The 22,090-nt window shown below is 73.1% G+C and carries 21 protein-coding genes and 1 riboswitch; of the genes, 11 read left to right on the top strand and 10 right to left on the bottom strand.

The genetic code is table 11. The features are described from left to right. Window positions 1-3 precede the first annotated feature (3 nt). The 4 genes from pknB to thiO form a co-directional block, all read right to left on the bottom strand. Complete coding sequence (pknB, locus tag ACIO1C_RS09680) at window positions 4-1,956, bottom strand: Stk1 family PASTA domain-containing Ser/Thr kinase (protein WP_401860405.1); 1,953 nt, start codon at window positions 1,954-1,956, stop codon at window positions 4-6. Between the two features lie 385 nt (window positions 1,957-2,341). Then, window positions 2,342-3,139, bottom strand: coding sequence for a thiazole synthase (locus tag ACIO1C_RS09675; protein WP_401860403.1), 798 nt, complete (start codon window positions 3,137-3,139; stop codon window positions 2,342-2,344). A 2-nt stretch (window positions 3,140-3,141) separates the two neighbouring features. Further along, the gene (gene thiS / locus ACIO1C_RS09670) at window positions 3,142-3,372 is read right to left on the bottom strand and encodes a sulfur carrier protein ThiS (RefSeq protein WP_401860400.1); all 231 of its coding nucleotides are present in this window, start codon (window positions 3,370-3,372) and stop codon (window positions 3,142-3,144) included. Then, a complete protein-coding gene (thiO, locus tag ACIO1C_RS09665) occupies window positions 3,369-4,589 on the bottom strand; it encodes a glycine oxidase ThiO (protein ID WP_401860397.1) in 1,221 nt (406 codons plus the stop codon). The genes thiS and thiO overlap by 4 nt, the downstream gene beginning before the upstream one ends. Continuing rightward, window positions 4,587-4,698: riboswitch (TPP riboswitch) on the bottom strand. (Overlaps the previous gene by 3 nt.) Window positions 4,699-4,748: 50 nt before the next feature. Here thiO and ACIO1C_RS09660 point away from each other — a divergent pair. From ACIO1C_RS09660 to ACIO1C_RS09635, 6 genes are all read left to right on the top strand, one after another. Next, window positions 4,749-5,108: a hypothetical protein gene (locus ACIO1C_RS09660; RefSeq protein WP_401860394.1), complete on the top strand. Its 360-nt coding sequence runs from the start codon at window positions 4,749-4,751 to the stop codon at window positions 5,106-5,108. Between the two features lie 66 nt (window positions 5,109-5,174). After that, window positions 5,175-6,338: an NAD(P)/FAD-dependent oxidoreductase gene (locus ACIO1C_RS09655; RefSeq protein WP_401861004.1), complete on the top strand. Its 1,164-nt coding sequence runs from the start codon at window positions 5,175-5,177 to the stop codon at window positions 6,336-6,338. Between the two features lie 77 nt (window positions 6,339-6,415). Beyond that, window positions 6,416-6,781 (top strand): Rv2175c family DNA-binding protein, encoded by a 366-nt coding sequence (locus ACIO1C_RS09650; RefSeq protein ID WP_401860391.1) that lies wholly within the window; start codon window positions 6,416-6,418, stop codon window positions 6,779-6,781. A 91-nt stretch (window positions 6,782-6,872) separates the two neighbouring features. After that, complete coding sequence (thiE, locus tag ACIO1C_RS09645) at window positions 6,873-7,523, top strand: thiamine phosphate synthase (protein WP_401860388.1); 651 nt, start codon at window positions 6,873-6,875, stop codon at window positions 7,521-7,523. Window positions 7,524-7,646: 123 nt separating this feature from the next. Beyond that, window positions 7,647-8,564 carry a methylenetetrahydrofolate reductase [NAD(P)H] gene (gene metF, locus ACIO1C_RS09640; RefSeq protein WP_401860386.1) on the top strand — a complete coding sequence of 306 codons (918 nt, stop codon included), beginning with the start codon at window positions 7,647-7,649 and terminating at the stop codon, window positions 8,562-8,564. A gap of 51 nt (window positions 8,565-8,615) precedes the next feature. Then, complete coding sequence (locus ACIO1C_RS09635; protein ID WP_401860383.1) at window positions 8,616-9,575, top strand: hypothetical protein; 960 nt, start codon at window positions 8,616-8,618, stop codon at window positions 9,573-9,575. A gap of 23 nt (window positions 9,576-9,598) precedes the next feature. On the opposite strand, the gene ACIO1C_RS09630 is transcribed toward ACIO1C_RS09635, so the two are convergent. Together ACIO1C_RS09630 and ACIO1C_RS09625 are read right to left on the bottom strand one after the other, a co-directional pair. Next, window positions 9,599-11,128 (bottom strand): phytoene desaturase family protein, encoded by a 1,530-nt coding sequence (locus ACIO1C_RS09630; RefSeq protein ID WP_401860382.1) that lies wholly within the window; start codon window positions 11,126-11,128, stop codon window positions 9,599-9,601. A 10-nt stretch (window positions 11,129-11,138) separates the two neighbouring features. After that, window positions 11,139-11,729 carry a DUF4126 domain-containing protein gene (locus tag ACIO1C_RS09625; RefSeq protein WP_401860379.1) on the bottom strand — a complete coding sequence of 197 codons (591 nt, stop codon included), beginning with the start codon at window positions 11,727-11,729 and terminating at the stop codon, window positions 11,139-11,141. A 519-nt stretch (window positions 11,730-12,248) separates the two neighbouring features. Here ACIO1C_RS09625 and ACIO1C_RS09620 point away from each other — a divergent pair. The 3 genes from ACIO1C_RS09620 (at window position 12,249) to ACIO1C_RS09610 (ending at window position 14,428) form a co-directional block, all read left to right on the top strand. Continuing rightward, window positions 12,249-12,788, top strand: a complete 540-nt coding sequence (locus tag ACIO1C_RS09620) for an SAV_6107 family HEPN domain-containing protein (RefSeq protein WP_401860376.1) — start codon at window positions 12,249-12,251, stop codon at window positions 12,786-12,788. Window positions 12,789-12,881: 93 nt separating this feature from the next. After that, window positions 12,882-13,667 carry a methyltransferase gene (locus ACIO1C_RS09615; RefSeq protein WP_401860374.1) on the top strand — a complete coding sequence of 262 codons (786 nt, stop codon included), beginning with the start codon at window positions 12,882-12,884 and terminating at the stop codon, window positions 13,665-13,667. 365 nt (window positions 13,668-14,032) lie between these two features. After that, a complete protein-coding gene (locus tag ACIO1C_RS09610; RefSeq protein WP_161307326.1) occupies window positions 14,033-14,428 on the top strand; it encodes a DUF3040 domain-containing protein in 396 nt (131 codons plus the stop codon). A gap of 118 nt (window positions 14,429-14,546) precedes the next feature. On the opposite strand, the gene ACIO1C_RS09605 is transcribed toward ACIO1C_RS09610, so the two are convergent. The 4 genes from ACIO1C_RS09605 to ACIO1C_RS09590 all read right to left on the bottom strand — a co-directional run bounded on the left by ACIO1C_RS09605 (window position 14,547) and on the right by ACIO1C_RS09590 (window position 20,187). Further along, window positions 14,547-16,973: a transglutaminaseTgpA domain-containing protein gene (locus ACIO1C_RS09605; RefSeq protein ID WP_401860372.1), complete on the bottom strand. Its 2,427-nt coding sequence runs from the start codon at window positions 16,971-16,973 to the stop codon at window positions 14,547-14,549. Continuing rightward, window positions 16,970-18,337: a DUF58 domain-containing protein gene (locus tag ACIO1C_RS09600; protein WP_401860371.1), complete on the bottom strand. Its 1,368-nt coding sequence runs from the start codon at window positions 18,335-18,337 to the stop codon at window positions 16,970-16,972. The genes ACIO1C_RS09605 and ACIO1C_RS09600 overlap by 4 nt, the downstream gene beginning before the upstream one ends. Further along, window positions 18,337-19,380, bottom strand: a complete 1,044-nt coding sequence (locus tag ACIO1C_RS09595) for an AAA family ATPase (protein ID WP_401860368.1) — start codon at window positions 19,378-19,380, stop codon at window positions 18,337-18,339. The genes ACIO1C_RS09600 and ACIO1C_RS09595 overlap by 1 nt, the downstream gene beginning before the upstream one ends. A 243-nt stretch (window positions 19,381-19,623) precedes the next feature. Continuing rightward, window positions 19,624-20,187, bottom strand: a complete 564-nt coding sequence (locus tag ACIO1C_RS09590; RefSeq protein ID WP_401860365.1) for a beta-class carbonic anhydrase — start codon at window positions 20,185-20,187, stop codon at window positions 19,624-19,626. Between the two features lie 395 nt (window positions 20,188-20,582). Between ACIO1C_RS09590 and rsmH the strand changes: the two genes are divergently transcribed. Continuing rightward, a complete protein-coding gene (gene rsmH, locus ACIO1C_RS09585) occupies window positions 20,583-21,539 on the top strand; it encodes a 16S rRNA (cytosine(1402)-N(4))-methyltransferase RsmH (protein ID WP_401860362.1) in 957 nt (318 codons plus the stop codon). After that, window positions 21,536-22,087 (top strand): hypothetical protein, encoded by a 552-nt coding sequence (locus tag ACIO1C_RS09580; protein ID WP_401860359.1) that lies wholly within the window; start codon window positions 21,536-21,538, stop codon window positions 22,085-22,087. Before rsmH ends, ACIO1C_RS09580 begins: the two co-directional genes overlap by 4 nt. The last annotated feature ends 3 nt before the right edge of the window (window positions 22,088-22,090 follow it).

Genomic DNA, 22,090 nt, shown 5'->3' with positions numbered 1-22,090 from the left:
TGTTCAGAGTCCCTTGGTCTTGATGGTGATCGTGCTGCCCTCGGGGGCGGTGCCGCCGCCCCCGACGGACTGCTCGGAGACGGTGTCGTCCAGGAACGGGAAGCTCCGGTCCACGCTGACCTCGAAGCCCGCGTCCTCCAGGGCGTTCTTGGCCTCGTCGACCTTCTGGCCCGTGACGTCGGGCACCGCCACTTCCCGCGGACCCTTGGAGAGCGTCAGCGTGACCGTGTCGCCCCGGGCCAGCTCGGCGCCCTCCGCGACGGACTGCCGGGCGACGGAACCGGCGTCCTCCGGGGAGTTCACGCGCGCGGGGGCGATCCGGACCTTGAGTCCCGCGTCCGTGAGCCGGGCGGTGGCGTCCTCTTCTGTCTCGCCCGTCACGTCCTCCACCTCGACGGGGCTGCCCTTGCTCACGACGAGCCTGATCCCCGAGTCGGGCCGCACCTCGTCCCCGGAGGCGGGGTCCGTACGGATCACGGCGCCCTGCTCGACGTTGTCGTCGAAGGACCGGGTCACCACACCGGCGGCCAGCCCGGCCTGCTTGAGCACCCGCCTCGCCTCGGCGAGCGTCGAGCCCTCCAGGCCGGGGACCTTCACGATCTTCGGGCCGCGCGAGACGACGATGGTCACGGGACCGCCGCCGCGGACCCGTGCGCGGGAGTCCGGGTCGCTGCCCATGACCGTGCCGCGCTCGAAGGTGTCGCTGAAGTCGTTCCCGACGTTCACGTCCAGGCCGGCGTCGGCCAGCCGCTTCTTCGCCTCCTGCTCGGTCTGCCCGAGCAGGGAGGGGACGCGGGTGAACTGGCCGGAATTGATGTACCAGACGCCTGTGCCGACGCCCAGGATGAGCAGCACGGCGACGATCGCGGCGATGATGCCCCGGCGGGGCGGGGGGGTGGTGCGGGTGGTGCGGCGGGGTGCCGGGTGGGGGAGGTCCGGGGGTGCCATCTCCAGGCGGCTGGTGCGGTGGACTCCGTCGGGCTTCCGCCGCCTGTCCCTGTCTCGCGAGGGCTCCTCGGCGGGCAGGACGCGCGGGATCACCGCCGTACGCCCCTCCGCCCCGCCCGCCGGGACGGGCTTGGCCTTCGGCGGTACGGCGTCCAGCTGGGCGTCGCTCAGCCGGGAGCGGGCCTCCCGGGCCAGGGCGAGCAGCGCGACGGCGTCGTACGGGCGGAGGTCGGGGTCACGGGCCGTGGCCGCCGCGACGATCCCGTCCAGCTCGGCGGCGAGGCCCGGCACGGCGGTGGACGGGGCGGGCACGTCCTCGTTGAGGTGCAGGTACAGCACCTGGGCGGGGGTGTCGCCGGCGTGCGGCTTGCCGCCGGTCAGCATCTCGTGGAGGACGACCCCGCAGGCGTACACGTCGACACGGGTGTCGGAGGTGCCGTGCTCGATCTGCTCGGGCGCCAGGTACGACACCGTGCCGAGGACCGTGCCCGTGGTGTTGGTGACGTCGCCCAGGACCCGTACGAGCCCGAAGTCCGCGACCTTGACGCGGCCGTCGTCCCCTATGAGGACGTTCTCCGGCTTCATGTCCCGGTGCACGAACCCGGCGCGGTGGGCGGCGCCGAGCGCGGCGAGCACGGGCTCCAGGATGTCCAGCGCGGCCCGCGGCTGGAGCGCGCCGCGCTCGCGCAGGACGTCGCGCAGGGTGCAGCCCTCGACGTACTCCATCGCGAGATAGACGTACGCGCCCTGGGCGCCCTGGTCGAAGACGGCGACGACGTTGGGGTGCGCGAGGCGGGCGACGGACTTGGCCTCGCGGATGAACCGCTCCACGAAGGCGACGTCTCCGGCGAGCGCCGGGTGCATCACCTTGAGGGCCAGGACCCGGTCGAGGCGGGTGTCGAGGGCGCGGTAGACGGTGGCCATACCGCCCACCGCGATGCGCGCGTCGACGCGGTACCGGCCGTCGAGCAGGTGGCCGACGAGGGGGTCCTGAAGGGTCGTATCCACGGTGCGAGTGTACGAGCCGGGGTGGCGGGGCGGCCGGGGACGCGGTCTCTTGCAGCGCACCTGTGACGCGCGACGCGGTCGCGCTTTTGTCCTCAATCGCCGGACGGGCTTGATTGTGCCCGCTGCGGGCCGGCTTTTTGTGCGCGGGTTGTTGCCGGGGGCCGGGCAGGGGTCGTGTCCTGCACTGCATGTTTTACGTCGCGTTCAGCACCTTGTATTGGTCAACGTTCGCCATGCGACACAAAACACGCTCTACGTTCCGGACACGACCCCTGCCCGTCCCCCTTCCAGGCCCGCGCCAAAACAACCTGGCCCACCCCGGGTCTTTAAGCCCGTCCGGCGTTTGAGGACATCAGTAGGCCGCGCCGCCCGCCGGGCGCGACGTCTACGTGAACGCCGGGCGCTCCGGGTCGAGCGTGGCGACGCCCTCCGAGGGCGAGGACGCCCGGGCGAAGCGCCGGCGGGGGATCCGGCCCGCCCGGAACGCCAACCGCCCCCCCGCCACCGCGTACCGCATCGCGGAAGCCATCAGCTCCGGCTCCCGCGCCCGCGTCACCGCAGACGCGAGCATCACCGCCGCACACCCCAGCTCCATCGCCAGCGAAGCGTCGGACGCCGTGCCCGCGCCCGCGTCCAGGATCACCGGGACGCTCGCGTGTTCCACGATCAGCTGGAAGTTGTGCGGGTTGCGGATGCCCAGGCCGGACCCGATGGGCGACCCCAACGGCATGATCGCCGCGCAGCCCACGTCCTCCAGCTTGCGGGCCAGCACGGGGTCGTCGTTCGTGTACGGCAGGACCGTGAAGCCGTCGTCTACCAGCGTCTCCGCCGCGTCGAGCAGCTCGATCGGGTCGGGCAGCAGCGTGCGCTCGTCCGCGACGACCTCCAGCTTGATCCAGTCCGTGCCCAGAGCCTCGCGGGCGAGCCGCGCGGTCAGGACCGCCTCCCCGGCGGTGAAGCACCCCGCCGTGTTGGGCAGGGCCCGGATCCCCAGGGATTCGAGGACGGACAGCACGGACCCCTGCACGGTGGGGTCGAGGCGCCGCATCGCGACGGTGGTGAGTTCGGTGCCCGACGCGATCAGGGACCTGCGCAGGACGTCGAGGCTCGGCGCACCCCCCGTACCCATGATCAGGCGGGAGTCGAAGACGGTGTCGCCGATGACAAGCCGGTCGTCGGCCATGGTCAGCCTCCCTGGACGGCGGTGAGGACTTCCACGCGGTCGCCGTCGCCCAGGAGGGTGCCGGACCAGCGGGAGCGCGGGACGACCGTCTCGTTGAGGGCCGCGGCGACACCCGAGGGCGCGGGGGTCAGCGTCGCGACCAGCACGTCGAGCGTGGTGCCCGCGCCGATCGCGCGCGGCTCGCCGTTCACGGAGATGGAGAGGGTCACGGAGACGTTCACGGTGTCGGTCATGCGAGCTGCTCCTGACGTACCGGGGCGGGGGAGAAGCGGCGGGGGGTGAAGGGGCGCGCGACCTCGGGGAGTTCGCCGGTGGTCAGCACGTCGGCCATCGCGTCCCCGGTGACGGGGGTGAGGAGGACCCCGTTGCGGAAGTGGCCGGTGGCCAGGTGGAGGCCGGGGAGGGCGGTGGGCCCGAGCAGGGGCGCGTTGTCGGGCGAGCCCGGTCGCAGTCCGGCGCGTGCCTCGGTGAAGGGCAGTTCGGTGATGCCCGGCACCAACTCGTGCGCGTCGCGGAGCAGTTCGTACACCCCGCCCGCCGTGACCGTGGTGTCCCAGCCCTGCTCCTCGCTGGTCGCGCCGACGACGAGTTCGCCGTTCTCGCGCGGCACGAGGTAGACGTGGCTGCCGCGTACGACGGCCCGTACGGACCTGGAAAGGAACGGCGCGTACGGCCGGGGCACCGTGAGCCGCAGCACCTGGCCCTTGACGGGCCGTACCGGCGGTATGACATCGGTCGGCAGACCCGCCAGCCTCCCGCTGAGGCTCCCGCCCGCCAGGACGGTCTGGTCCGCGGAGAGCGCACGGCCGTCGGCCAGGACGACGCCGGCCGCCCGGTCCCGTACAACCGTAAGACGGTTCGCGAACGAGCGGTGGAAGACCACCCCGGCCCGTTCGCAGGCCGTCACGAGCGCCGCCGCGAGCCGGCGGGGATCGATCTGGTGGTCGCCGTCGACCCGCAGGCCCCCGCGTACGCCGGGCGCGAGCATCGGCTCCAGCCGCCGGCACTCGCGTCCGGAGAGCCACTCCGAGGAGAGCCCGGAACGCTGCTGGAAGCCGTGCAGTTCGCGCAGGTGCGCGCGGTCGTCGGCGTCGAGGGCCACGGCGAGCGTGCCGCACGCGCGGTAGCCGGTGTCCTGGCCGCTCGCCGCTTCCAGTTCGGCGACGAAGGCGGGGTAGCGCGCGGCGGAGGCGAGGTTGAGCCCGAGCAGCGTCTCCTCGCCGTAGTGGAGTTCGGTGACGGCCGCGAGCATGCCCGCCGCGACCTGCGCGGCCCCGCCGCCCGGCTCGGGGTCGGCGACTGCGGTACGCAGGCCGCGCTGCGCGGCCCGCCAGGCCGTGACCAGGCCGATGATGCCGCCTCCGACGACCAGGACGTCGGAGGTGTGGGAGACGGTGGAGACGTCGGAATGGACGGTTTCGGGGTGCTGACCCGTATGAGACGACTGCATGGGCGTCCAGCCCCTCCCTTCGCCGGCATGACCCGGATCAGGTTCGTACGGTCGGAGGCCGTCAGCCTCCCTCTCAGCCCGGTGCGTCCGGGCTCCCGCGAGGTAGTGTCACCGGCCAGACTAACGCCCTGTCCCCCGCCCGGTAAGGGAGCAATCACCGTGGCCCGTTCGCTGGACGGTCTTGTCCTGGCCCCCGTCGCCGACCAGGCGCCGGGTCAGGTGGGTACCCGCACGCGCTTCACGTACGGCGAGCGGGGCGGCCGGATCTGGGCCGCCTACGAGGGCGGTGACGTGGAGCGGGGGTATCTGGTCGGGACCCGTGAGGGGGACCGGCTCGACTTCCGGTACGTACAGCTCAAGCGGGACGGCGGGACGTCCTCCGGGCACTGCGTCTCCCTGGTGGTGGACCTGCCGGACGGCAGGGTCCGGCTGGAGGAGACGTGGGAGTGGGAGTCGCGGGAGGGCAGCGGGACGAGTGTGGTGGAGCAGCTGCCGACTGACGTCCCGTCGGTTCTCTAAGGTGATCGGGTGAGCGAGCAGCGGAGACATCCGGAAGAGCGGAACGTCGTCATCGTCGGGGCCGGGATGGCGGGGGTGCAGACCGCGGTCGCCCTGCGCGAGGGCGGCTTCCGCGACCGGATCACGCTGATCGGCGCGGAGCCGCATCCGCCGTACGACCGGCCGCCGCTCTCCAAGGCGGTCCTGCTCGGCCAGGCGGACGGGTCGTCCTTCGACATCGACTTCTCCGCGCTCTCCGTCGAGCTGCGGCTCGGGCTCCCCGTGACCGGGCTGCGGCCGGACGTACGGGAAATCGACACGCCGGACGGTCCTGTGCCGTACGACGTGCTGGTCGTCGCGACCGGCGCGGAGCCGGTCAGGCTGCCAGGTACGGAGGACGTCCCCGGCGTCCATCTGCTGCGCACGCTGGACGACGCCGAGCGGCTGCGGCCCGTGCTGGCGCGGCAGGACGCGGTCGTGGTCGTGGGCGCGGGCTGGATCGGCGCGGAGTTCGCGACGGCGGCGCGGGAGGCGGGGTGCGCGGTGACGGTCGTGGAGGCGGCGGACCGGCCGTTGGCGGGGATTTTCCCGGCGGAGGTGGCCGCGCCGATGGCCGGGTGGTACGCGGAGAGCGGCGCCGAACTGCTGACGCACGCGCGCGTGGCGTCCGTCGAGCCCGGCGCGGTGGTCCTCGCGGACGGCCGGCGGCTGCCGGCGGGCGCGGTGGTCGTGGGCATCGGGGCGCGGCCCGCGACGGGCTGGCTGGCGGGCTCGGGCATGGAGCTGGGCCCGGACGGTTCCGTCACCGCGGACGAACGACTGAGGACGTCGCTGCCCGGCGTGTACGCGGTGGGCGACTGCGCGTCCTTCCCCTCGGCCCGGTACGGCGCGCGGCTCCTCGTCCACCACTGGGACAACGCGCTCCAGGGGCCCCGTACCGTCGCCGCCCGGATCATCGGCGAGACCGAGGGCGTCTACGACCCGGTGCCGTACTTCTGGTCGGAGCAGTTCGGCCGGTTCGTGCAGTACGCGGGCCACCACGCGTCCGCCGACACCCTGGTGTGGCGCGGCGACCCGGCGGAGGCTGCGTGGTCGGTGGCGTGGCTGCGGGAGGGCGTGCTGGTGGCCCTGCTGGCGGTGGGCCGCCCCCGGGACCTGGCCCAGGCGAGAAAACTGCTGGAAACCCCCGCCCACCTGGACCCCCACCGGGTGGCGGACCCCACGGTCCCCTTGAAGAAGGCGGTTGTTTGAGGGGCGGACATGCCGCGTCCCCTCGGGCGGGTGGTCCTGGCTACCGTGAGGCCGTCCGGGATGGCACGCTTGTCCTCGTGACCGAGATTGACGCAAAGATCGATGCTCTCGTCCCTGCCTGGCTCCACCTGCCCGATATCGCCAAATTGTTCGATATCGAGGTGACGCGGGTGCGGCAGCTGGTGAAGGAAGGCCAGCTGATCGCCGTCCGCCGCGGGGAGAACCGCGCGCTCCAGGTGCCCGCCGCCTTCATCGACGGCGGCAAGGTCGTCAAGGGTCTCGCCGGGACCCTGACGCTCCTGAGGGACGACGGCTGGACCGACGAAGAGATGCTGGAGTGGCTCTTCACCTCCGACCCCACCCTGCCGGGCACGCCCGCGCAGGCGCTCAGCGAGAATCGCGGCACGGAGGTGAAGCGCCGGGCCCAGGCGCTCGCCGTCTGAACCACATCACCGCACGCGGCGTGCGGCGGTACGGCACCGCCCGCGCGGGCCCGTACCGCCGTCCACCGCGGAACCGACGGGGGGATCCTTCATGCCCACAGAACGCGCCGCGCTGTCCGACGCCCGGCTGTACCTCTGCATGGACGCCCGCAGGAAACAGGGGGACCTTCCCGAGTTCCTCGACGCCGTGCTGGCGTCCGGCGTGGACATCGTGCAGCTGCGCGACAAGGGCATGGAGGCGGCCGAGGAGCTGGACCACCTCCAGGTCTTCGCCGAGGCCTGCCGGCGCCACGGCGTCCTGCTGGCGGTGAACGACCGCGCCGACGTGGCGCACGCCATCGGCTCCGACGTGCTGCACCTGGGGCAGGGGGACCTCCCGGTCCCGGCCGCCCGGGCCGTCCTCGGCGAGACGCCGCTGATCGGCAGGTCCACCCACGCCGAGGCGGAGGTCGACGCGGCGGTGGCGGAGCCGGGGGTGGACTACTTCTGTACGGGTCCGTGCTGGCCCACCCCGACCAAGCCGGGCCGCCACGCGCCCGGGCTCGGCCTCGTGCGGTACACGGCCGGCCTGGCCACCGACCGCCCCTGGTTCGCGATCGGCGGCATCGACGCGGGCAACCTCGACCAGGTGCTGGACGCGGGCGCCCGCCGGGTGGTCGTCGTACGGGCGATCACGGAGGCCGACGACCCGGCGGCGGCGACGGCCGCGCTCGCGAAGCGGGTGCGTGAGCGGTCCCGCTGACCGGCGGCTCGTCCCCGCGAGCGGCCTCCCGGGGTGTCCGAGGCGTGGGACCGGGGACCGGTAAACCGGTCAAATGCCCCCCATTCGCTTGGGAGACCGCCACACCCTCGATAACCTGCACGTATGGCCTTCGGTACATCTTCGACCAGAACAGATCACGCACCGACCGTGCGTGATCTGCTCGCCGCGGGCGAGACCACCTATTCGTTCGAGTTCTGGGCGCCCAAGACCGAGAAGGGCGAGCGGAACCTCTGGAACGCGCTGCGCCGGGTCGAGGCGGTGGCCCCCAGCTTCGTGTCGGTGACGTACGGCGCGGGCGGCTCCACCCGGGCCGGCACGGTGAAGGCCACCGAGCAGATCGCCGCCGACACCACCCTCACCCCGGTCGCCCACCTGACGGCCGTCGGCCAGTCCGTCGCCGAACTGCGCAACATGATCGGGCAGTACGCCGACGCAGGGATCCGCAACATCCTCGCCGTACGGGGCGATCCGCCCGGCGACCCCATGGGTGAGTGGGTCAAGCACCCGCAGGGCGTGCGGTACGCGGCGGAACTGGTGCGCCTGATCAAGGAGTCGGGAGACTTCTGCGTCGGAGTCGCGGCCTTCCCCGAGATGCACCCGCGGTCGTCCGACTGGGACACGGACATCCGCCACTTCGTGGACAAGTGCCGGGCCGGTGCCGACTACGCGATCACGCAGATGTTCTTCGAACCTGACGGATATCTCCACCTTCGTGACCGGGTCGAGTCCGCCGGTTGCGCAACTCCGATCATTCCGGAGATCATGCCGGTCACGAGCGTGCGGATGCTGGAGCGGCTGCCCCAGCTCAGCACCGCGGCCGTCCCGTCGGCGCTGAAAGAGCGGATCCTCGCCGTCAAGGACGATCCGGCCGCTGTACGCTCCATTGGCATCGAGTTCGCGACGGAGTTCTGCGCGGGACTGCTCGCCGAGGGTGTCCCCGGACTGCACTTCATTACACTCAACAACTCCACGGCGACGCTCGAAATCTACGAGAATCTCGGACTGCGCGAGCAGTCGTGACCGGCCGCAGCCGCCCTGTCCCGGGGTGGTGGCCGCAGGAGAGGGGCGGGCATGGGCTGGACGGTCCTCTACATCGCATTCGGAATCGTGGCGCTGTGGCTCCTGGGTGAGGTGCTGCTCCAGTACAAGGCGCGGCTGCGCTGGCGACTGCTCGCCTTCACCGGGTTCATGGGTGTCGTGCTGGGTGTCCTGATGCCGTCCGTCTTCGTCATCGCGCTCGGCGCGATCGCCTTCGCCGTCGGGCAGGCGTACGTGACGCTCTCCTTCCGCCGCGGCTTCTCGACGGGCTGGGCGCTGGGCGGCAGCCCGGGAGCCAGCCGCCGGCGCAAGGCGGTCGGCCGGGGCGAGCAGGAGCCCACGCTCCAGGTCTCGGACCTGGAGTACGAACCGGCCATGGCCGTGCCCGCGATGGACGTGCCGATGGACGCCGCGATGACGGCGACGATGGGGGCGGTGTACGAACCGCAGCCGCTCCCCGACGACACCGGGCAGTACGGCGTCTACAAGGACGACCAGGCTCAGCAGAACCCGTACGGCGAGGCGTTCGACGCCTTCGCCGGGTACGGGCAGGCCGCGCCCGAGCAGCCGTACGCGGCGCAGGACCCGTACGCCGACCAGAACGCGTACGGCACCGGCCAGGACGTCTACGCGGCGCAGGACACCGGCCAGGGCGTCGGGCAGGGTGTCGGCGGGCAGGGCGCCGGCCAGGACGCCTACGCGCAGTACGGCTACGGCACCGACCAGCCGTACGCGGCCTACTCCGACCCGTACATCGGCACGGCCGACGGCGGCGGGCAGCCCGGCGCGTACGACAACTACGGCGGCCAGCAGCAGTACGTGGACCCCTACACCGCCCAGCAGCCGTACAGCGCCGACACCCCGCCCGGCGGGGTCTGGGTCCCGCAGCAGCGCGAGGGCGACCACCAGGTCCCGCCGATGCCGCAGGAACAGCCGCACGAGTACGGCTACGACCCCGGCTACAACAACAACGAGCAGCAGTACCGGTACTGACCGGCTGCACCGGTGCTGACCGGCTACCGCGAGCCGCGGAAGTCCGCTCCCTCCACGATCAGCCCGGCGACCAGCGCGCCGGACATCCCCGCGTGAGCGAGGCCGCCCCCGGGATGCGCCCAGCCGCCCGCCCGGTGGAGCCCGGCCGGCACCGTGCTGTTCGCCGGGTACAGGAAGTGCCCGTCCGCCCCCGCCAGCGCGGGCGCGGGCACCGAACCGCCCGCCGCCCCCGTCTGCTCCGCCGTGTCGGCGGGCGTGCGCACCCCGCGCCACTCCACCCGCCCGGACAGCCCGGGCACGGCCGCCTCCGCCGCCGTGACCAGCGCGTCCGCGTACCGCTCCCGCAACGCGGCGTCCGTCCAGTCCACCGGGCCCTGCGGGGCGACGGTCGCGGTGACCGTCACCGCCTCGTGGTCCGCGTCGGGCCGTGTCGCCGGGTCGTCGGGACGCAGCACCGTCACCGTGGGCCGCCCCGCCGGGCGCCCGGCGAAGAGATCGGCCGACTCGGCCGCGCCGTCGGGGGAGTGCACCACCGTCCGGTGCGCGGCATCCCCGGGCCGCCCGCCCCGCAGCGCCAACAGCACGGTGAACCGGCCGGGCGCCAAGGAGGCGTCCCGGCCGCCCGGTTGCACGTCCAGGCCCTCCGGCCCTACGTCACCCGCCTCCCGGACCTCCCGCCCGGCGAGCGGACCCGGCGCGACACCCGCCACCACCCGGTCGGCCGCCACGACCGTGCCGTCCGCCAACTCGACGCCCGTGGCCGCGCCGTCCTTCTCCACGATCCCGGTCACCCCGGTGCCGAAGACGAACTCGACCCGGCGCGCCAGGCACCGTTCGTACACCGCGCGGGCCAACTCCCGTATCCCGCCCTCCACATACCAGCTGCCGAAGGTCTGCTCCAGATACGGCAGCACGGCCGCGCTCGCCGGGGCGCGCCGCGGGTCGAGGCCGTACGACAGCGCGTACCCGTCCAGCAGGGCGGCGAGGCGGGGGTCCGCCAGCTCCCAGGCGCCGATCTCCGCGACCGTCCCGGCCCGGCGCGCGCCGCGCAGCAGCCGTCTGTGCCGCACCGCCGGATACGGATCATGCGCGAGCGGCCCCCGGTCGGCCGGCAACGGCTCCTCCAACAGCGGCCGCCTGGACCGGTCCCAGGTGTCCCTGGCCCGTCCGAGGAACGCCCCCCAGCGCTCCCCGGCGCCGCCGCCCAGCGCCGCGTCGAGGGCGGAGACGACCCCGGCCCGTGACACGTTGGGCAGCAGCACGTCCGTACCGTCGGCGAAGACGTGCCGGCTCGCCGGGTCCACCTGCCGCAGCCCGACGCACGCCTCCAGCGGCTCCTTGCCGGTCTTGACGAACAGATCGCGGTACACCGCCGGCAGGTGCAGCAGCCCGGGGCCCGTGTCGAAGACGAAGCCCGCGCGCGAGAACCGGCCCACCGAGCCGCCGTAGGTCGCCGCGCGTTCGTACACCGTCACCCGGTGGCCCGCCACCGCCAGCCGGGCGGCCGCCGCCATGGCGCCCATGCCCGCGCCGATCACCACAATCCGTGCCATGCCAGGGACTTTATCCGGGGTCACTGACAACGCGGCCGCGCGCCCTGCGGCGCAGGAAACGGCGGATCCGGGAGGCCAGGAAGACCACCGTCGTGACGCCCAGCACCAGCAGCGTGGCGGCGATCGCGGCGGCGGCGACCGGATGGAAGAGCGCGAACGTGATGATCCCGGCGACGCCCAGATCCTCCAGCGTGCTCAGGACGATGTTGCTGAACGGCTCGGGGGAGGTGTTCACGGCCATCCGCGTACCGGCCTTCACCAGATGGCTGACCAGCGCGGTGGAGCCGCCGACCGCGCCCGCCGCGAGGTCGGGCAGCGAACCGCTCTGACCGGCGAGCAACGCCCCGACCACCGCGCCCGACACGGGCCTGATCACCGTGTGCACGGTGTCCCAGACGGTGTCGACGTACGGGATCTTGTCGGCGACGGCCTCGCAGAGGAAGAGCACGCCGGCGGCTATCAGCACGTCGGTGCGCTGGAGCGGGGCGGGCACCTCGTCGGTCAGCCCGGTGGCACCGAACACGCCGAACAGCAGGATCACCGCATAGGCGTTGATCCCGCTGGCCCAGCCGCTGGTGAAGACGAGGGGGAGTACGGACACGGACGCGATGGTAGCCACGGCGGGGCCGCCACGGGGTGGGGACGGGAACACGGTTCTGAGTACAACGCGGGTCTGAGTACGTCTACTCACCGCGTGAGATGAGTAGCCGCGCGGATGGGCCGCCACCCGCGCGGAGGGGAGAGTGGAGACCACGGAAGGGGCGCGGCGCCGGCACCGCCGGCACGGGGCTGCGGAACGGTGCTGCCCCCCTGACGTGGCAGGGGGGACGGGGGAGCCGGACAGGGGGGAACGAGGGACGGGGGGAGACGGGGGAACGGGGGAGGAACGGGGGAACGGGGAAGAACGGGGGAACGCGCCGGTTCGGCGGGACTCAGGAGGACCGAGTCCCGCCGGACCGGCGCACTCGCGTGTCCGGTGCGCTCGGCCGGGACGCCGCGAAAAACCTCGTCCGCACCGTGTACGAGGCAACGTCGCAGGTCAGAGGTGATTGTCAGTGGTGTGCTCCACGATGAACACATACGGCCACAGAGCCGTCACACGAGGACAGGAGGTTCCGCCATGGCCAGCTCCCACGCCGGTGCCGCACGTCGGCGCCCTACGGGTGGCCCTGCCCCCTCACTGACCGGACCACCGAGCGACGTCCACCCCGTCCTGCGAAGGGCCACGGCCCCGCCGGCCGCCCTCGACCTGCTCTCCAAGGCCCGCGACGGCCTGGACGAGGCCGCGACGCTGGACACTCCGAACGAGCGCTACGCCACCGCCCACCTCGCCGCCCTGCGCACCGCGGCCGCCGTCCTCGCCGCCCGGGGCCGCCCGGAGACCACCCCGCCGCGCCGCCGCCGGATCAGGACCGCCTGGGAGGTGCTCCCCGAGATCGCGCCCGAACTGTCCGAGTGGAGCGCCCTGTTCGCCGCCGGCGCCGCGCGCAGGGCGCGCGCCGAGGCGGGCATACAGGGCGCGGCGAGCAGCCGCGACGCCGACGACCTCCTGCGTGACGTGGCCATGTTCCTGCGCCTGGTGGAGCGGATGCTGGTGCTCGCGCCGGTCCTGCCCCAGCCCCGGGCGGACTTACCGGGACAGGGGGACGCCGTGGGGTGAGGGGCGGGGGCGGCCGAGGCAATAGGGTGGGCGGAGCCCGCACCGTTCACGCCCCGCCGCCCGGGGCGGCACCGCGCCGAGGAGTCAACTGCCGTGTCGGACCCTTCCCCTGTCTTCGGTGGGGAGACACCATCGCGCCCCCGGGGCTCCCTCCGTACCGCCGTGGTCTGGGAGGTCCTCAAGGAGGCCCTGGAACACCGGGCCAAGGCCGCGGGGACGGACGTCCTGGACGTGCTCGACACCGGCGGGGGCACGGGCAACTTCGCCGTGCCCGTCGCCCGCCTCGGGCACCGGGTGACCGTGGTCGACCCGAGTCCGAACGCGCTCTTCGCGCTGGAGCGCCGGGCGGACGAGGCCGGGGTGGCCGACCGGGTCCGCGGTGTGCAGGGTGACATCCACGGGCTCTTCGACGTGGTCGAGCGGGCCGGTTTCGACGCGGTGCTCTGCCACGGCGTCCTGGAGTACGTGGACGACCCGGCCGACGGCGTACGGACCGTGTCGGACGCGCTGCGCCCGGCCGGCGCGCTCAGCCTGCTCGCGGCGGGGCTCGGCGGGGCCGTGCTCGCCCGGGCGCTCGCGGGGCACTTCACCGAGGCCAGGCAGGCGCTCACCGATCCGGCGGGCCGCTGGGGCGAGGGCGATCCGGTGCCCCGGCGCTTCACGGCCGAGCAGCTGACGGATCTGGTCGGCGGCGCGGGCCTGCGGGTCGGTGCCGTGCACGGTGTACGGGTCTTCGCGGACCTCGTACCGGGCGGTCTGGTGGACACCCAGCCGGGGGCGCTGGAGGCGCTGCTGAGGCTGGAGACGGCCGCCGCCGAGCTGCCCGCGTTCCACGCCGTCGCCACACAGCTGCACGTCCTGGGCGAGAAGCGGACCTGACCCCCCGGGGGCCCGGCCTGATCGCCGAGAGACCGCCGGGAGACGCCCGGGAGCCCTCCGGGTCCCCGGGCGGACCCCGCGAGGACCCCGTGAGGGGCTGATCGTGTGGCTGATCAGCGATGCAGCCGCGCATGCAGTGCGTCACTGGACCCCCGTGAAAGCGCCGGGCGCCGTATGATCGGTGTACACCATCCGGCATGACGGATCGATGGTTGGGGAATCAACGCCTCAGCGGTTGAAACGGCATGGCGGCCCGGATTGGCGAAATGGCGTTGAGGGCGGGTTTCACGGGGGCCGATTCCCTGCCTATCCTTGAAGGGGCCGCATCCCGGTCGCCCCCCGCGACCGACGACTAGGAGGACTCCGTGCCGCTCTCGGAGCACGAGCAGCGAATGCTCGAGCAAATGGAGCGAGCGCTGTACGCCGAAGATCCCAAGTTCGCGACAGCGCTTGAGGGAAGCGGGCTGCGTACATACACCCGACGACGGGTCTATCAGGCAGTCGCAGGCTTCCTGGTGGGTATCGCGCTCCTCATGGCCGGAATGGTCGCTCAGCAGATCTGGATCAGCGTGGTGGGGTTCCTCGTCATGCTCGGCTGTGCGGTCCTGGCGGTCACCGGCTGGCGGAAGGCGCCCAAACCGGGCGAGCAACCGGCTGCCGGCGGCGGTGCTCCCGGCCGACGACAACCACGACAGCGCCGCTCGATGATGAACCGCATCGAGCAGCGGTGGCAGCGCCGCCGCGACGAACAGGGCCAGTGAGTCCCTGAGGTTCTTCCCCGCCCCGTGCCGCTACCGGCCCGGGGCGGACCAGGACAGTGAGAACGAGGGGCGAACGCGTGACGCGTTCGCCCCTCCTTCATGTCCGTGACCCGGCCCCTCAGCCTCCCTGGCGGGAGGGGCGCCGGCGGATCGTGTCCGCCCAGCGGGACGGATGGAGGCGGTGGGCCGTCCACCGGTCGGTGAGAACCGTCCATCGCTCCGAGAGCGCCCATATCACCCGAATGGAGGAGCGCGGAGCGAGGAGCGCACGCAGCCGGGCCGTGCGCCCCGCCGGGGCGCGAAGGCCCTCGTGCACCAGCCGGACGTCCTCGGCCAGCCCCGTACCCGGCCGGGGTACCGGCGCGTACAGCACCTGTTCCACCGCGTCCGCGAGCCGGTGCACGGCCTGCGCCGCCGCCGGCTCCAGGTGTCCCTCCCGCACGATCCGCTCGGCCGCCTTCCGCGGGGTCCGCGAATCGTCCGGCGCGATGCCGTAGTCCCACGCCGTATCGGTGATTTCACGCCAGGCTGCGAGTGTCCGTGCCGTGAGGTCCGCTTCCGTACGCCCCCCGGAACCCAGCCGCCGGGCGCGCACCCTCTGCCGTCGCAGCAGGGGCAGCAGCGGCAGCAGGAGGACCACCACGGCGGCCAGTGCCAGGCCGGCCGCCCCCGCCGTCGACCACCAGGAGCTCTGGGGGTCGTCCGGGGTCGCCGAGGCGCCCGGGGCGACCGTGCCGCAGCCGTCCAGCCGCCGTGCCTGCGCGTCGCAGCTCTCCGAGGCCGACGGCGCCGTCGAGGGCGCGGCCGAGGCCGTGGAGTCGGGCAGCTGCGGGTCGCTGGCGCTGCCGGAGGGAGCCTCGGGCCGGGTGTAGTCGGGGGTGCTGCCCCGGCTCGGCGTCGGCTCGAACCGGGTCCACCCCACGCCCTCGAAATACAGCTCGGGCCAGGCGTGCGCGTCGCGCAGCCCCACGGACACGGTCCCGTTCGGCTGGGCCGTACCGGGCGTGAAGCCCACCGCGACCCGCGCCGGGATCCCGAGCGTGCGGGCCATCGCGGCCATCGTGAAGGAGAAGTGGACGCAGAAGCCTTCCTTGTTCTTCAGGAAGCGCGTGATCGCGGTGACGCCGGTGCCGGAGTCGACCTGGACGTCGTAGGTGAACCCGCCGTCCACGGCGAACCAGTCCTGGAGCTTGACGGCCCTCTCGTAGTCGTTGGCCGACCCCGCCGTGACCTTCTCCGCGGTCTCCTTGACCACGGCCGGCAGGCTGCGCGGGACCTGCGTGTACTCCCGGCGCAGCGCCGAGGGGGCCGGGGGCGCCGAGGCGAGCTGCTCCCGGGTCGGCTCGACCAGCAGGCTGCTGACCTCGTACCGCTCGCCGCGGGTCGACTGGCCGTTCTCGCCCACCAGCGTCCGGCCCGTGGGCTCGTACCGCCACCGTCCGTCGATGTCGACCCTGGTCGCCGGATAGGGCATCGGCAGATAGTCCTGCCGGTACCAGGGAGCGGCCGAGATGCTGGTGGTGACCTCGGTGGTCCGGACGTCGGAGTCCAGCCCCTGCGGGGTCGGGAACTCGTCCGGCACGTCCTCGATGCCGCGCTGCGAGAACCGCCAGGACGTGCCGTCGAACTTGTCCAGCGCCATGATCCGCAGATACATGTTCTGGGTGTCGGGCGCGTTCGTCCGGTAGCTCAGCGCCTCGCGGTCCTCGGGCTGGTTCAGGTTGTCCTGGAGCGACACCAGCGGGTTCACCGCCGAGATGGTGCCTCCGGCGCCGGATCCCGAACCGGTCCCGCCGCCGGTGCCGGCCAGCAGGCCGCCGTTGAGGGCGGGCAGCGCCAGCGGGACCACCAGGGCCACCCCGAGCGCGACCACGCCGATCCTTCGTCCGGTACGGATCGGCGGCGGCGCTCCCGCGCTCTCGCCGCCGGGCAGCCGCCCGGCCCGCGGGGTGCCGCCGAACACCCGGCCCCACTGGGACAGCCGGTCCCGGCCCTCGGCCAGGAGCAGCAGCAGATAGCCGCAGGCGGCCAGCAGGAACCACCAGGCCCCGCCCGCCCCGCCGGAGAGCCCGGCGGCCACCGAGTACAGCGCCAGCAGCGGCAGCCCGGCCGGAGCCGCGCTGCGGAACGTCACCGCGAGGGCGTCCACGGCCAGCCCGATGACCACCACGCCGCCGATGAGCATCAGTTTGATGCCGTCGGTCGCCGGAGCCGGTATCGCGAACCGCCCGACGTCGTCGCCGCCCGCGCTCAGCAACTCGCCGAAGCGGGAGATGACCTCAGGGGTCGGCAGGAGTCCGAGGAACGCCTGCTGCCCGGCGAAGACCACCGTCAGCATCAGCAGGGCCACCAACGCCTGGAGCGCCACGGTCAGCGCCCTGGCCAGCGGTACCCGTCGGCCCAGCGCGCCCGTGGCGCTGACGATCGCGACCATGACGGCGGCCTGGAGCATCCACGTGGCCGGCCGGACCAGCGGCAGCAGGGCGCCCGCCGCCATCAGCGTGGCGGCGAAGGCGCACAGCGCCAGCCTTCCGCGACCGCTCATGACCATCCTCCGGAGAAGCCGTTCGAACCGCCGGTGACGGTCGATTCCACCCGCTGACGCGCCGCTTGGTGCCACAGGTCGGACAACGCGGTCCCGGAGGGCACCGGGAGAGCGGTCCAGCCGGCCTCCCGCAGCTGCCGCAGCCGCTTCTCGACCTGGTCGTTCCCGGCGGGGCCGGGCGCGCCCTGCGCCCAGCCGGAGCTGTCGAGGACAAACGCCACGGCCGCGCCGCTGCGCTGCCGCATCCGGGCCGCGATGGCGGCCTGCTCCTCGTCCAGATCGCCGAAGAAGGCCAGGAGCAGCCCCTCGGTGCTGCCGCGCAGCACGTCGTACGCGCGGGAGAGGCCCGCCCCGTCGGAGTGGTCGACGATCGCGAGCGTGTCCATCATCAGGCCCGCCGAGTCGGCGGACCCCTGGGTCGCCCCGGCGAAGCCGTCGGCCCCCTCGCCCGGCACCGAGCTGCCGGTGTCGGTCAACAGCCGTACGGCGAAGCCCCGTTCCAGCATGTGCACCAGGGCGGAGGCCGCGCCCGAAACCGCCCACTCGAAGGCCGAGTCGGGTCCCGCGCCCTGGTAGCCGACGCGCCGGGTGTCCAGCAGCACCGTGCACCTGGCCCGCTGGGGCGTCTCCTCCCTGCGGACCATCAGCTCGCCGTAGCGGGCGGTGGAGCGCCAGTGAACCCGGCGCAGGTCGTCGCCGTGCCGGTAGCCGCGCGGGATGACGTCGTCCTCCCCGGCCAGGGCCTGCGAGCGGTTCCGCCCGTCGCCCAGCCCCGCCGCCTCGCCCGCGAGCCGGACCGCGGGCAGCGGTTCGGTGCGGGGGATGACGGTCAGGGTGTCGTACGCGCTGAACGAGCGGGTCAGCTCGCACATCCCGAACGGGTCGCTCAGCCGCAACTGGAGCGGCCCGAGCGGATACCGCCCGCGCAGGTCCGAGCGCACCCGGTAGGACACCTCACGCCGGCCGCCCGCCTCCACCCGGTCCAGCACGAACCGGGGGCGCGGGCCGAGCACGTACGGCACGTGGTCCTGGAGCATCAGCAGACCCGTGGGGCCCCGCGACACGTTGTCCATCCGCAGGTGCACCCGCGCCTCCGAGCCCGCCGGCACCCGGGAGGGCGACAGCCGCCGGCTGGCCGCGACGCGGTAGCGCGTGCGGTGCAGCACGGCCACACAGATCAGCGGCAGCACGGCGAGGAGCAGCCCCACCCGCAGCAGGTCCGACTGCCCGAGGACATAGGCGCAGACGGCGGCGGCGATCCCGGCGGCGAAGAACGACCGCCCGCGCGTCGTCAGCCCGGACAGCGCGGCCCGCAGGCCGCCCCCGTCCTCGCCGTCCGGGGCGTCGGTCCCCCCGGGTCCCATCACAGCCGCCGTGCGCCGGGCTGCTGGCCGTAGAGCGGGCCGCCCGGCACCGGGCGTCCTCCCGCGGCCAGGCCGCCGTCCGCGGTGGGCACGGGCGTGCGCTGGAGGATCTCCAGCACGACCTGCTCCGCGGTACGGCGGTTCAACTGCGCCTGCGCCGTGGGCAGCAGACGGTGCGCCAGCACCGCCGCCGCCAGGGCCTGCACGTCGTCGGGCAGCGCGTAGTCCCGGCCGCTCAGGGCGGCCGAGGCCTTCGCCGCCCGCAGCAGGTGGAGCGTGGCGCGCGGCGAGGCGCCGAGCCTGAGGTCCGGGTGGTTACGGGTCGCGCCGACCAGCTCCACCGCGTACCGCCGCACGGAGTCGGCGACATGCACGCCGCGCACCGCGTCGATCAGCTTCACGATGTCGTGCGCGTGCGCCACCGGCTGGAGGTCGTCCAGCGGCGAGACCCCGCCGTGCACGTCCAGCATCTGCAACTCGGCCTCCGCGCTGGGGTAGCCGATCGACACCCGGGCCATGAAGCGGTCGCGCTGCGCCTCGGGGAGCGGATACGTGCCCTCCATCTCCACCGGGTTCTGGGTGGCCACCACCATGAACGGGCTGGGCAGTTCGTAGGAATGCCCGTCGATGGTGACCTGCCGCTCCTCCATCGACTCCAGCAGCGCCGACTGGGTCTTCGGGGAGGCGCGGTTGATCTCGTCGCCGATCACGATCTGCGCGAAGATCGCGCCCGGTTTGAACTCGAATTCCCGCCGCTGCTGGTCGTAGATGGACACCCCGGTGATGTCCGACGGCAGCAGGTCGGGAGTGAACTGGATACGCCGCACCGAACAGTCGATGGAGCGCGCGAGCGCCTTCGCGAGCATCGTCTTGCCCACGCCGGGGACATCTTCGATCAGAAGATGCCCCTCGGCGAGGAGCACGGTCAGCGAAAGCCGTACGACCTCAGGCTTGCCCTCGATCACACCTTCCACCGATGCGCGCACACGCTCCGCTGTGGTGGTCAGATCAGTGAGGCTCGCTCGATCGTCATAGGTCGTCACCCGGCCCTCCTCGGCCCCTTCATACGGGCCGGCGCTCATCAGACGGCCCGGCCCACCTCGAAATACGGACGCCGCCCCCGGATGGTTCCGGTGCGCCGTCACACACGCATTCTTGTTGCCGTTACCGCTTCGTGTCACTCGCCTGTGGATAAGTGGGTGGGATACGTCGGTTTTGCCGGGATATCGGGCCGGGTGACGACAGTTGGAGGGTTGGTCCGAGGCTGCTCGGACGTTTCAGGAGGCTTAGTCGGAGGCCTCGATCTCCCGCAGGAGACCCGTCTTCACGTCGAAGACAAAACCGCGGATGTCGTCCGTGTGCACCAGGAAGGGCGAGGTGCGGACCCGCCGCATCGACTGCCGTACATCCTGGTCCACATCGCGGAACGACTCGACCGCCCAGGCCGGCCGCTGGCCGACCTCGATCTCCAGGTCGTGCCGGAACTCCTCGGTGAGACTTTCCAGACCGCAGCCGGTGTGATGGATGAGGACGACGCTGCGCGTACCGAGGGCGCGCTGGCTGATGGTCAGGGAACGGATGACGTCGTCGGTGACCACGCCTCCCGCGTTCCGGATGGTATGGCAGTCGCCGAGCGCGAGGCCCAGTGCGTCGTGCAGGTCGAGCCGGGCGTCCATGCAGGCGACGACGGCGACGCGCAGCACGGGGCGGGCGTCCATGCCGGGGTCGCTGAACGCGTCGGCGTAGCGGTGGTTGGCGTCGATGAGCCGGTCGGTGACCGTCCCGCCGGTGCGGGCCGCGCCGGCGGGAGCTGCGGAGGGCTCTGCGGGGAGGTGTGCGGAAGTCGACATACGTAAGACGGTAATGGTCACAGCGCGTCGAAGCCCGCCCCAAGACAGAACAAAGAGCGTCAACGTGGCTGGATGTGAGCTACCCCACATGGGCCTGCCATGCTCACCCGATGGGGTGATCCGCGGTGTTTGGGGCGCTGTGGTGAGTGGCCCGCGCGACGCGCCAGCCGGTTGATTGACCGGAAGGGCGGGTGGACTAAAGTGACGCGAAGTTCACGGACACCTTCCGAACACATCCCGATTTCCCCCGCGTGTGCGGCGTACGTGCGGCTCGGCCTCCTCCCGCCGGCTCGGCCGGGGCCGCCGACGCCCTTCCCGGCGCCGGCGGACCTCCCCCTCCCGGACGGGCGGGACCCGGCCGTACGTACCGGCCGCGCCGGATCTGAGAGGGGCGCATGAACCAGGCCCGACACGTACCGGTGATGCTCCAGCGGTGCCTGGACCTGCTGGCCCCCGCCCTCGACCGCCCCGGCGCCGTCGTCGTCGACGGCACCCTGGGCCTCGGCGGCCACAGCGAGGCGCTGCTCACGGCGTTCCCGGCCGTCCGGCTGGTCGCGCTCGACCGCGACAAGGAAGCCCTCCGGCTCTCCGGCGAGCGGCTCGCCCCCTACGGCGACCGCGCCACGCTCGTCCACGCCGTCTCCCACGAACTCCCCGAGGTCCTGGACCGGCTGCGCATCCCCAAGGTCCAGGGCGTCCTCTTCGACCTCGGCGTCTCCTCCATGCAGCTGGACGAGGCCGGGCGCGGCTTCGCGTACGCCCACGACGCCCCGCTCGACATGCGGATGGACCAGTCCGCCGGCATCAGCGCCGCCGAGGTCCTCAACACCTATCCGCCCGGTGAGCTGGTACGGATCCTGCGCGCGTACGGCGAGGAGAAACAGGCCAAGCGCATCGTCTCCGCGGTCGTCAAGGAACGCGAGAAGGAACCCTTCACCAAGAGCGCCCGGCTCGTCGCCCTGATCCGCGACGCGCTGCCGCAGGCGGCCATGCGCACCGGTGGCAATCCGGCCAAGCGCACCTTCCAGGCCCTGCGCATCGAGGTCAACGGCGAACTCTCCGCGCTGGAGTCCTCACTGCCCGCCGCCGTCAGGGCCCTCGACGTCGGCGGCCGCATCGCCGTCCTCTCCTACCAGTCGCTGGAGGACCGGGTCGTCAAACAGGTCTTCGCGGCGGGCGCCGCCAACACCGCGCCCCCCGGACTGCCCGTCGTCCCCGAGCGCTACCAGCCCCGCCTCAGACTCCTCACCCGCGGCGCCGAACTTCCCACGGAGGAGGAGATCGCCGACAACCGGCGCTCCGCCTCCGCCCGGCTGCGGGGGGCGGAGAGGATCCGGGAGGACGTGTCGTGAGCGGACCGGCCAAGCAGTTGAAGGGGCGCGCCGCGCGGCTCGCCCGGATGATGCCCGCCGGGGCGACCTCGGCGGCCCGTACCCCCTTCGTCCTGCTGGTCGTCCTGCTCCTCGGCGGCGGCCTGATCACCCTGCTGCTCCTCAACTCCTCGCTCAACGAGGGCTCGTTCCGGCTCAGCGAGCTGAGGAAACAGACCACCGACCTCACCGACGAGCAGCAGGCGCTGCAACGGGACGTCGACGACCACTCCGCGCCCGACGCCCTGGGCCGCCGGGCCCGCGAGCTGGGCATGGTCCCCGGCGGCAGCCCCGCCTTCCTCGACCCCGACGGGACCGTCCGCGGGGTCCCCGAACGGGCCGAGGCGCTGCCCCCCGTACAGCCCTCGGTGCTGGAGCAGCCCGCCCCCGCGACACCGCCCCCCGGCTCCACCGTGCCCGTACCGGCTCCGAACGTCCCCGCCCCGGACCCGTCCGCCACCCCCACCCCCACGGCCTCCGCGCCCGTGCCCACCCCCGGCGCCCCCGCCCCGACGACCTCCGGCAGGTGACGC

It is taken from the genome of Streptomyces sp. NPDC087420 (genome assembly GCF_044744165.1).
Taxonomy (GTDB): domain Bacteria; phylum Actinomycetota; class Actinomycetes; order Streptomycetales; family Streptomycetaceae; genus Streptomyces.
The sequence above is the reverse complement of the archived record's forward strand: the minus strand, read 5'-3'. Positions and strand labels throughout refer to the sequence as shown.

Bases quoted from the DNA above. Each gene is read 5' to 3' on its own strand.
- ACIO1C_RS09675 (WP_401860403.1), bottom strand. From the start codon at position 3,139: ATGGCCGACGACCGGCTTGTCATCGGCGACACCGTCTTCGACTCCCGC.
- thiS (WP_401860400.1), bottom strand. From the start codon at position 3,372: ATGACCGACACCGTGAACGTCTCCGTGACCCTCTCCATCTCCGTGAAC.
- thiO (WP_401860397.1), bottom strand. From the start codon at position 4,589: ATGCAGTCGTCTCATACGGGTCAGCACCCCGAAACCGTCCATTCCGAC.
- ACIO1C_RS09655 (WP_401861004.1), top strand. From the start codon at position 5,175: ATGGCGGGGGTGCAGACCGCGGTCGCCCTGCGCGAGGGCGGCTTCCGC.
- thiE (WP_401860388.1), top strand. From the start codon at position 6,873: ATGCCCACAGAACGCGCCGCGCTGTCCGACGCCCGGCTGTACCTCTGC.
- metF (WP_401860386.1), top strand. From the start codon at position 7,647: ATGGCCTTCGGTACATCTTCGACCAGAACAGATCACGCACCGACCGTG.
- ACIO1C_RS09635 (WP_401860383.1), top strand. From the start codon at position 8,616: ATGGGCTGGACGGTCCTCTACATCGCATTCGGAATCGTGGCGCTGTGG.
- ACIO1C_RS09630 (WP_401860382.1), bottom strand. From the start codon at position 11,128: ATGGCACGGATTGTGGTGATCGGCGCGGGCATGGGCGCCATGGCGGCG.
- ACIO1C_RS09620 (WP_401860376.1), top strand. From the start codon at position 12,249: ATGGCCAGCTCCCACGCCGGTGCCGCACGTCGGCGCCCTACGGGTGGC.
- ACIO1C_RS09605 (WP_401860372.1), bottom strand. From the start codon at position 16,973: ATGAGCGGTCGCGGAAGGCTGGCGCTGTGCGCCTTCGCCGCCACGCTG.
- ACIO1C_RS09600 (WP_401860371.1), bottom strand. From the start codon at position 18,337: ATGGGACCCGGGGGGACCGACGCCCCGGACGGCGAGGACGGGGGCGGC.
- ACIO1C_RS09590 (WP_401860365.1), bottom strand. From the start codon at position 20,187: ATGTCGACTTCCGCACACCTCCCCGCAGAGCCCTCCGCAGCTCCCGCC.
- rsmH (WP_401860362.1), top strand. From the start codon at position 20,583: ATGAACCAGGCCCGACACGTACCGGTGATGCTCCAGCGGTGCCTGGAC.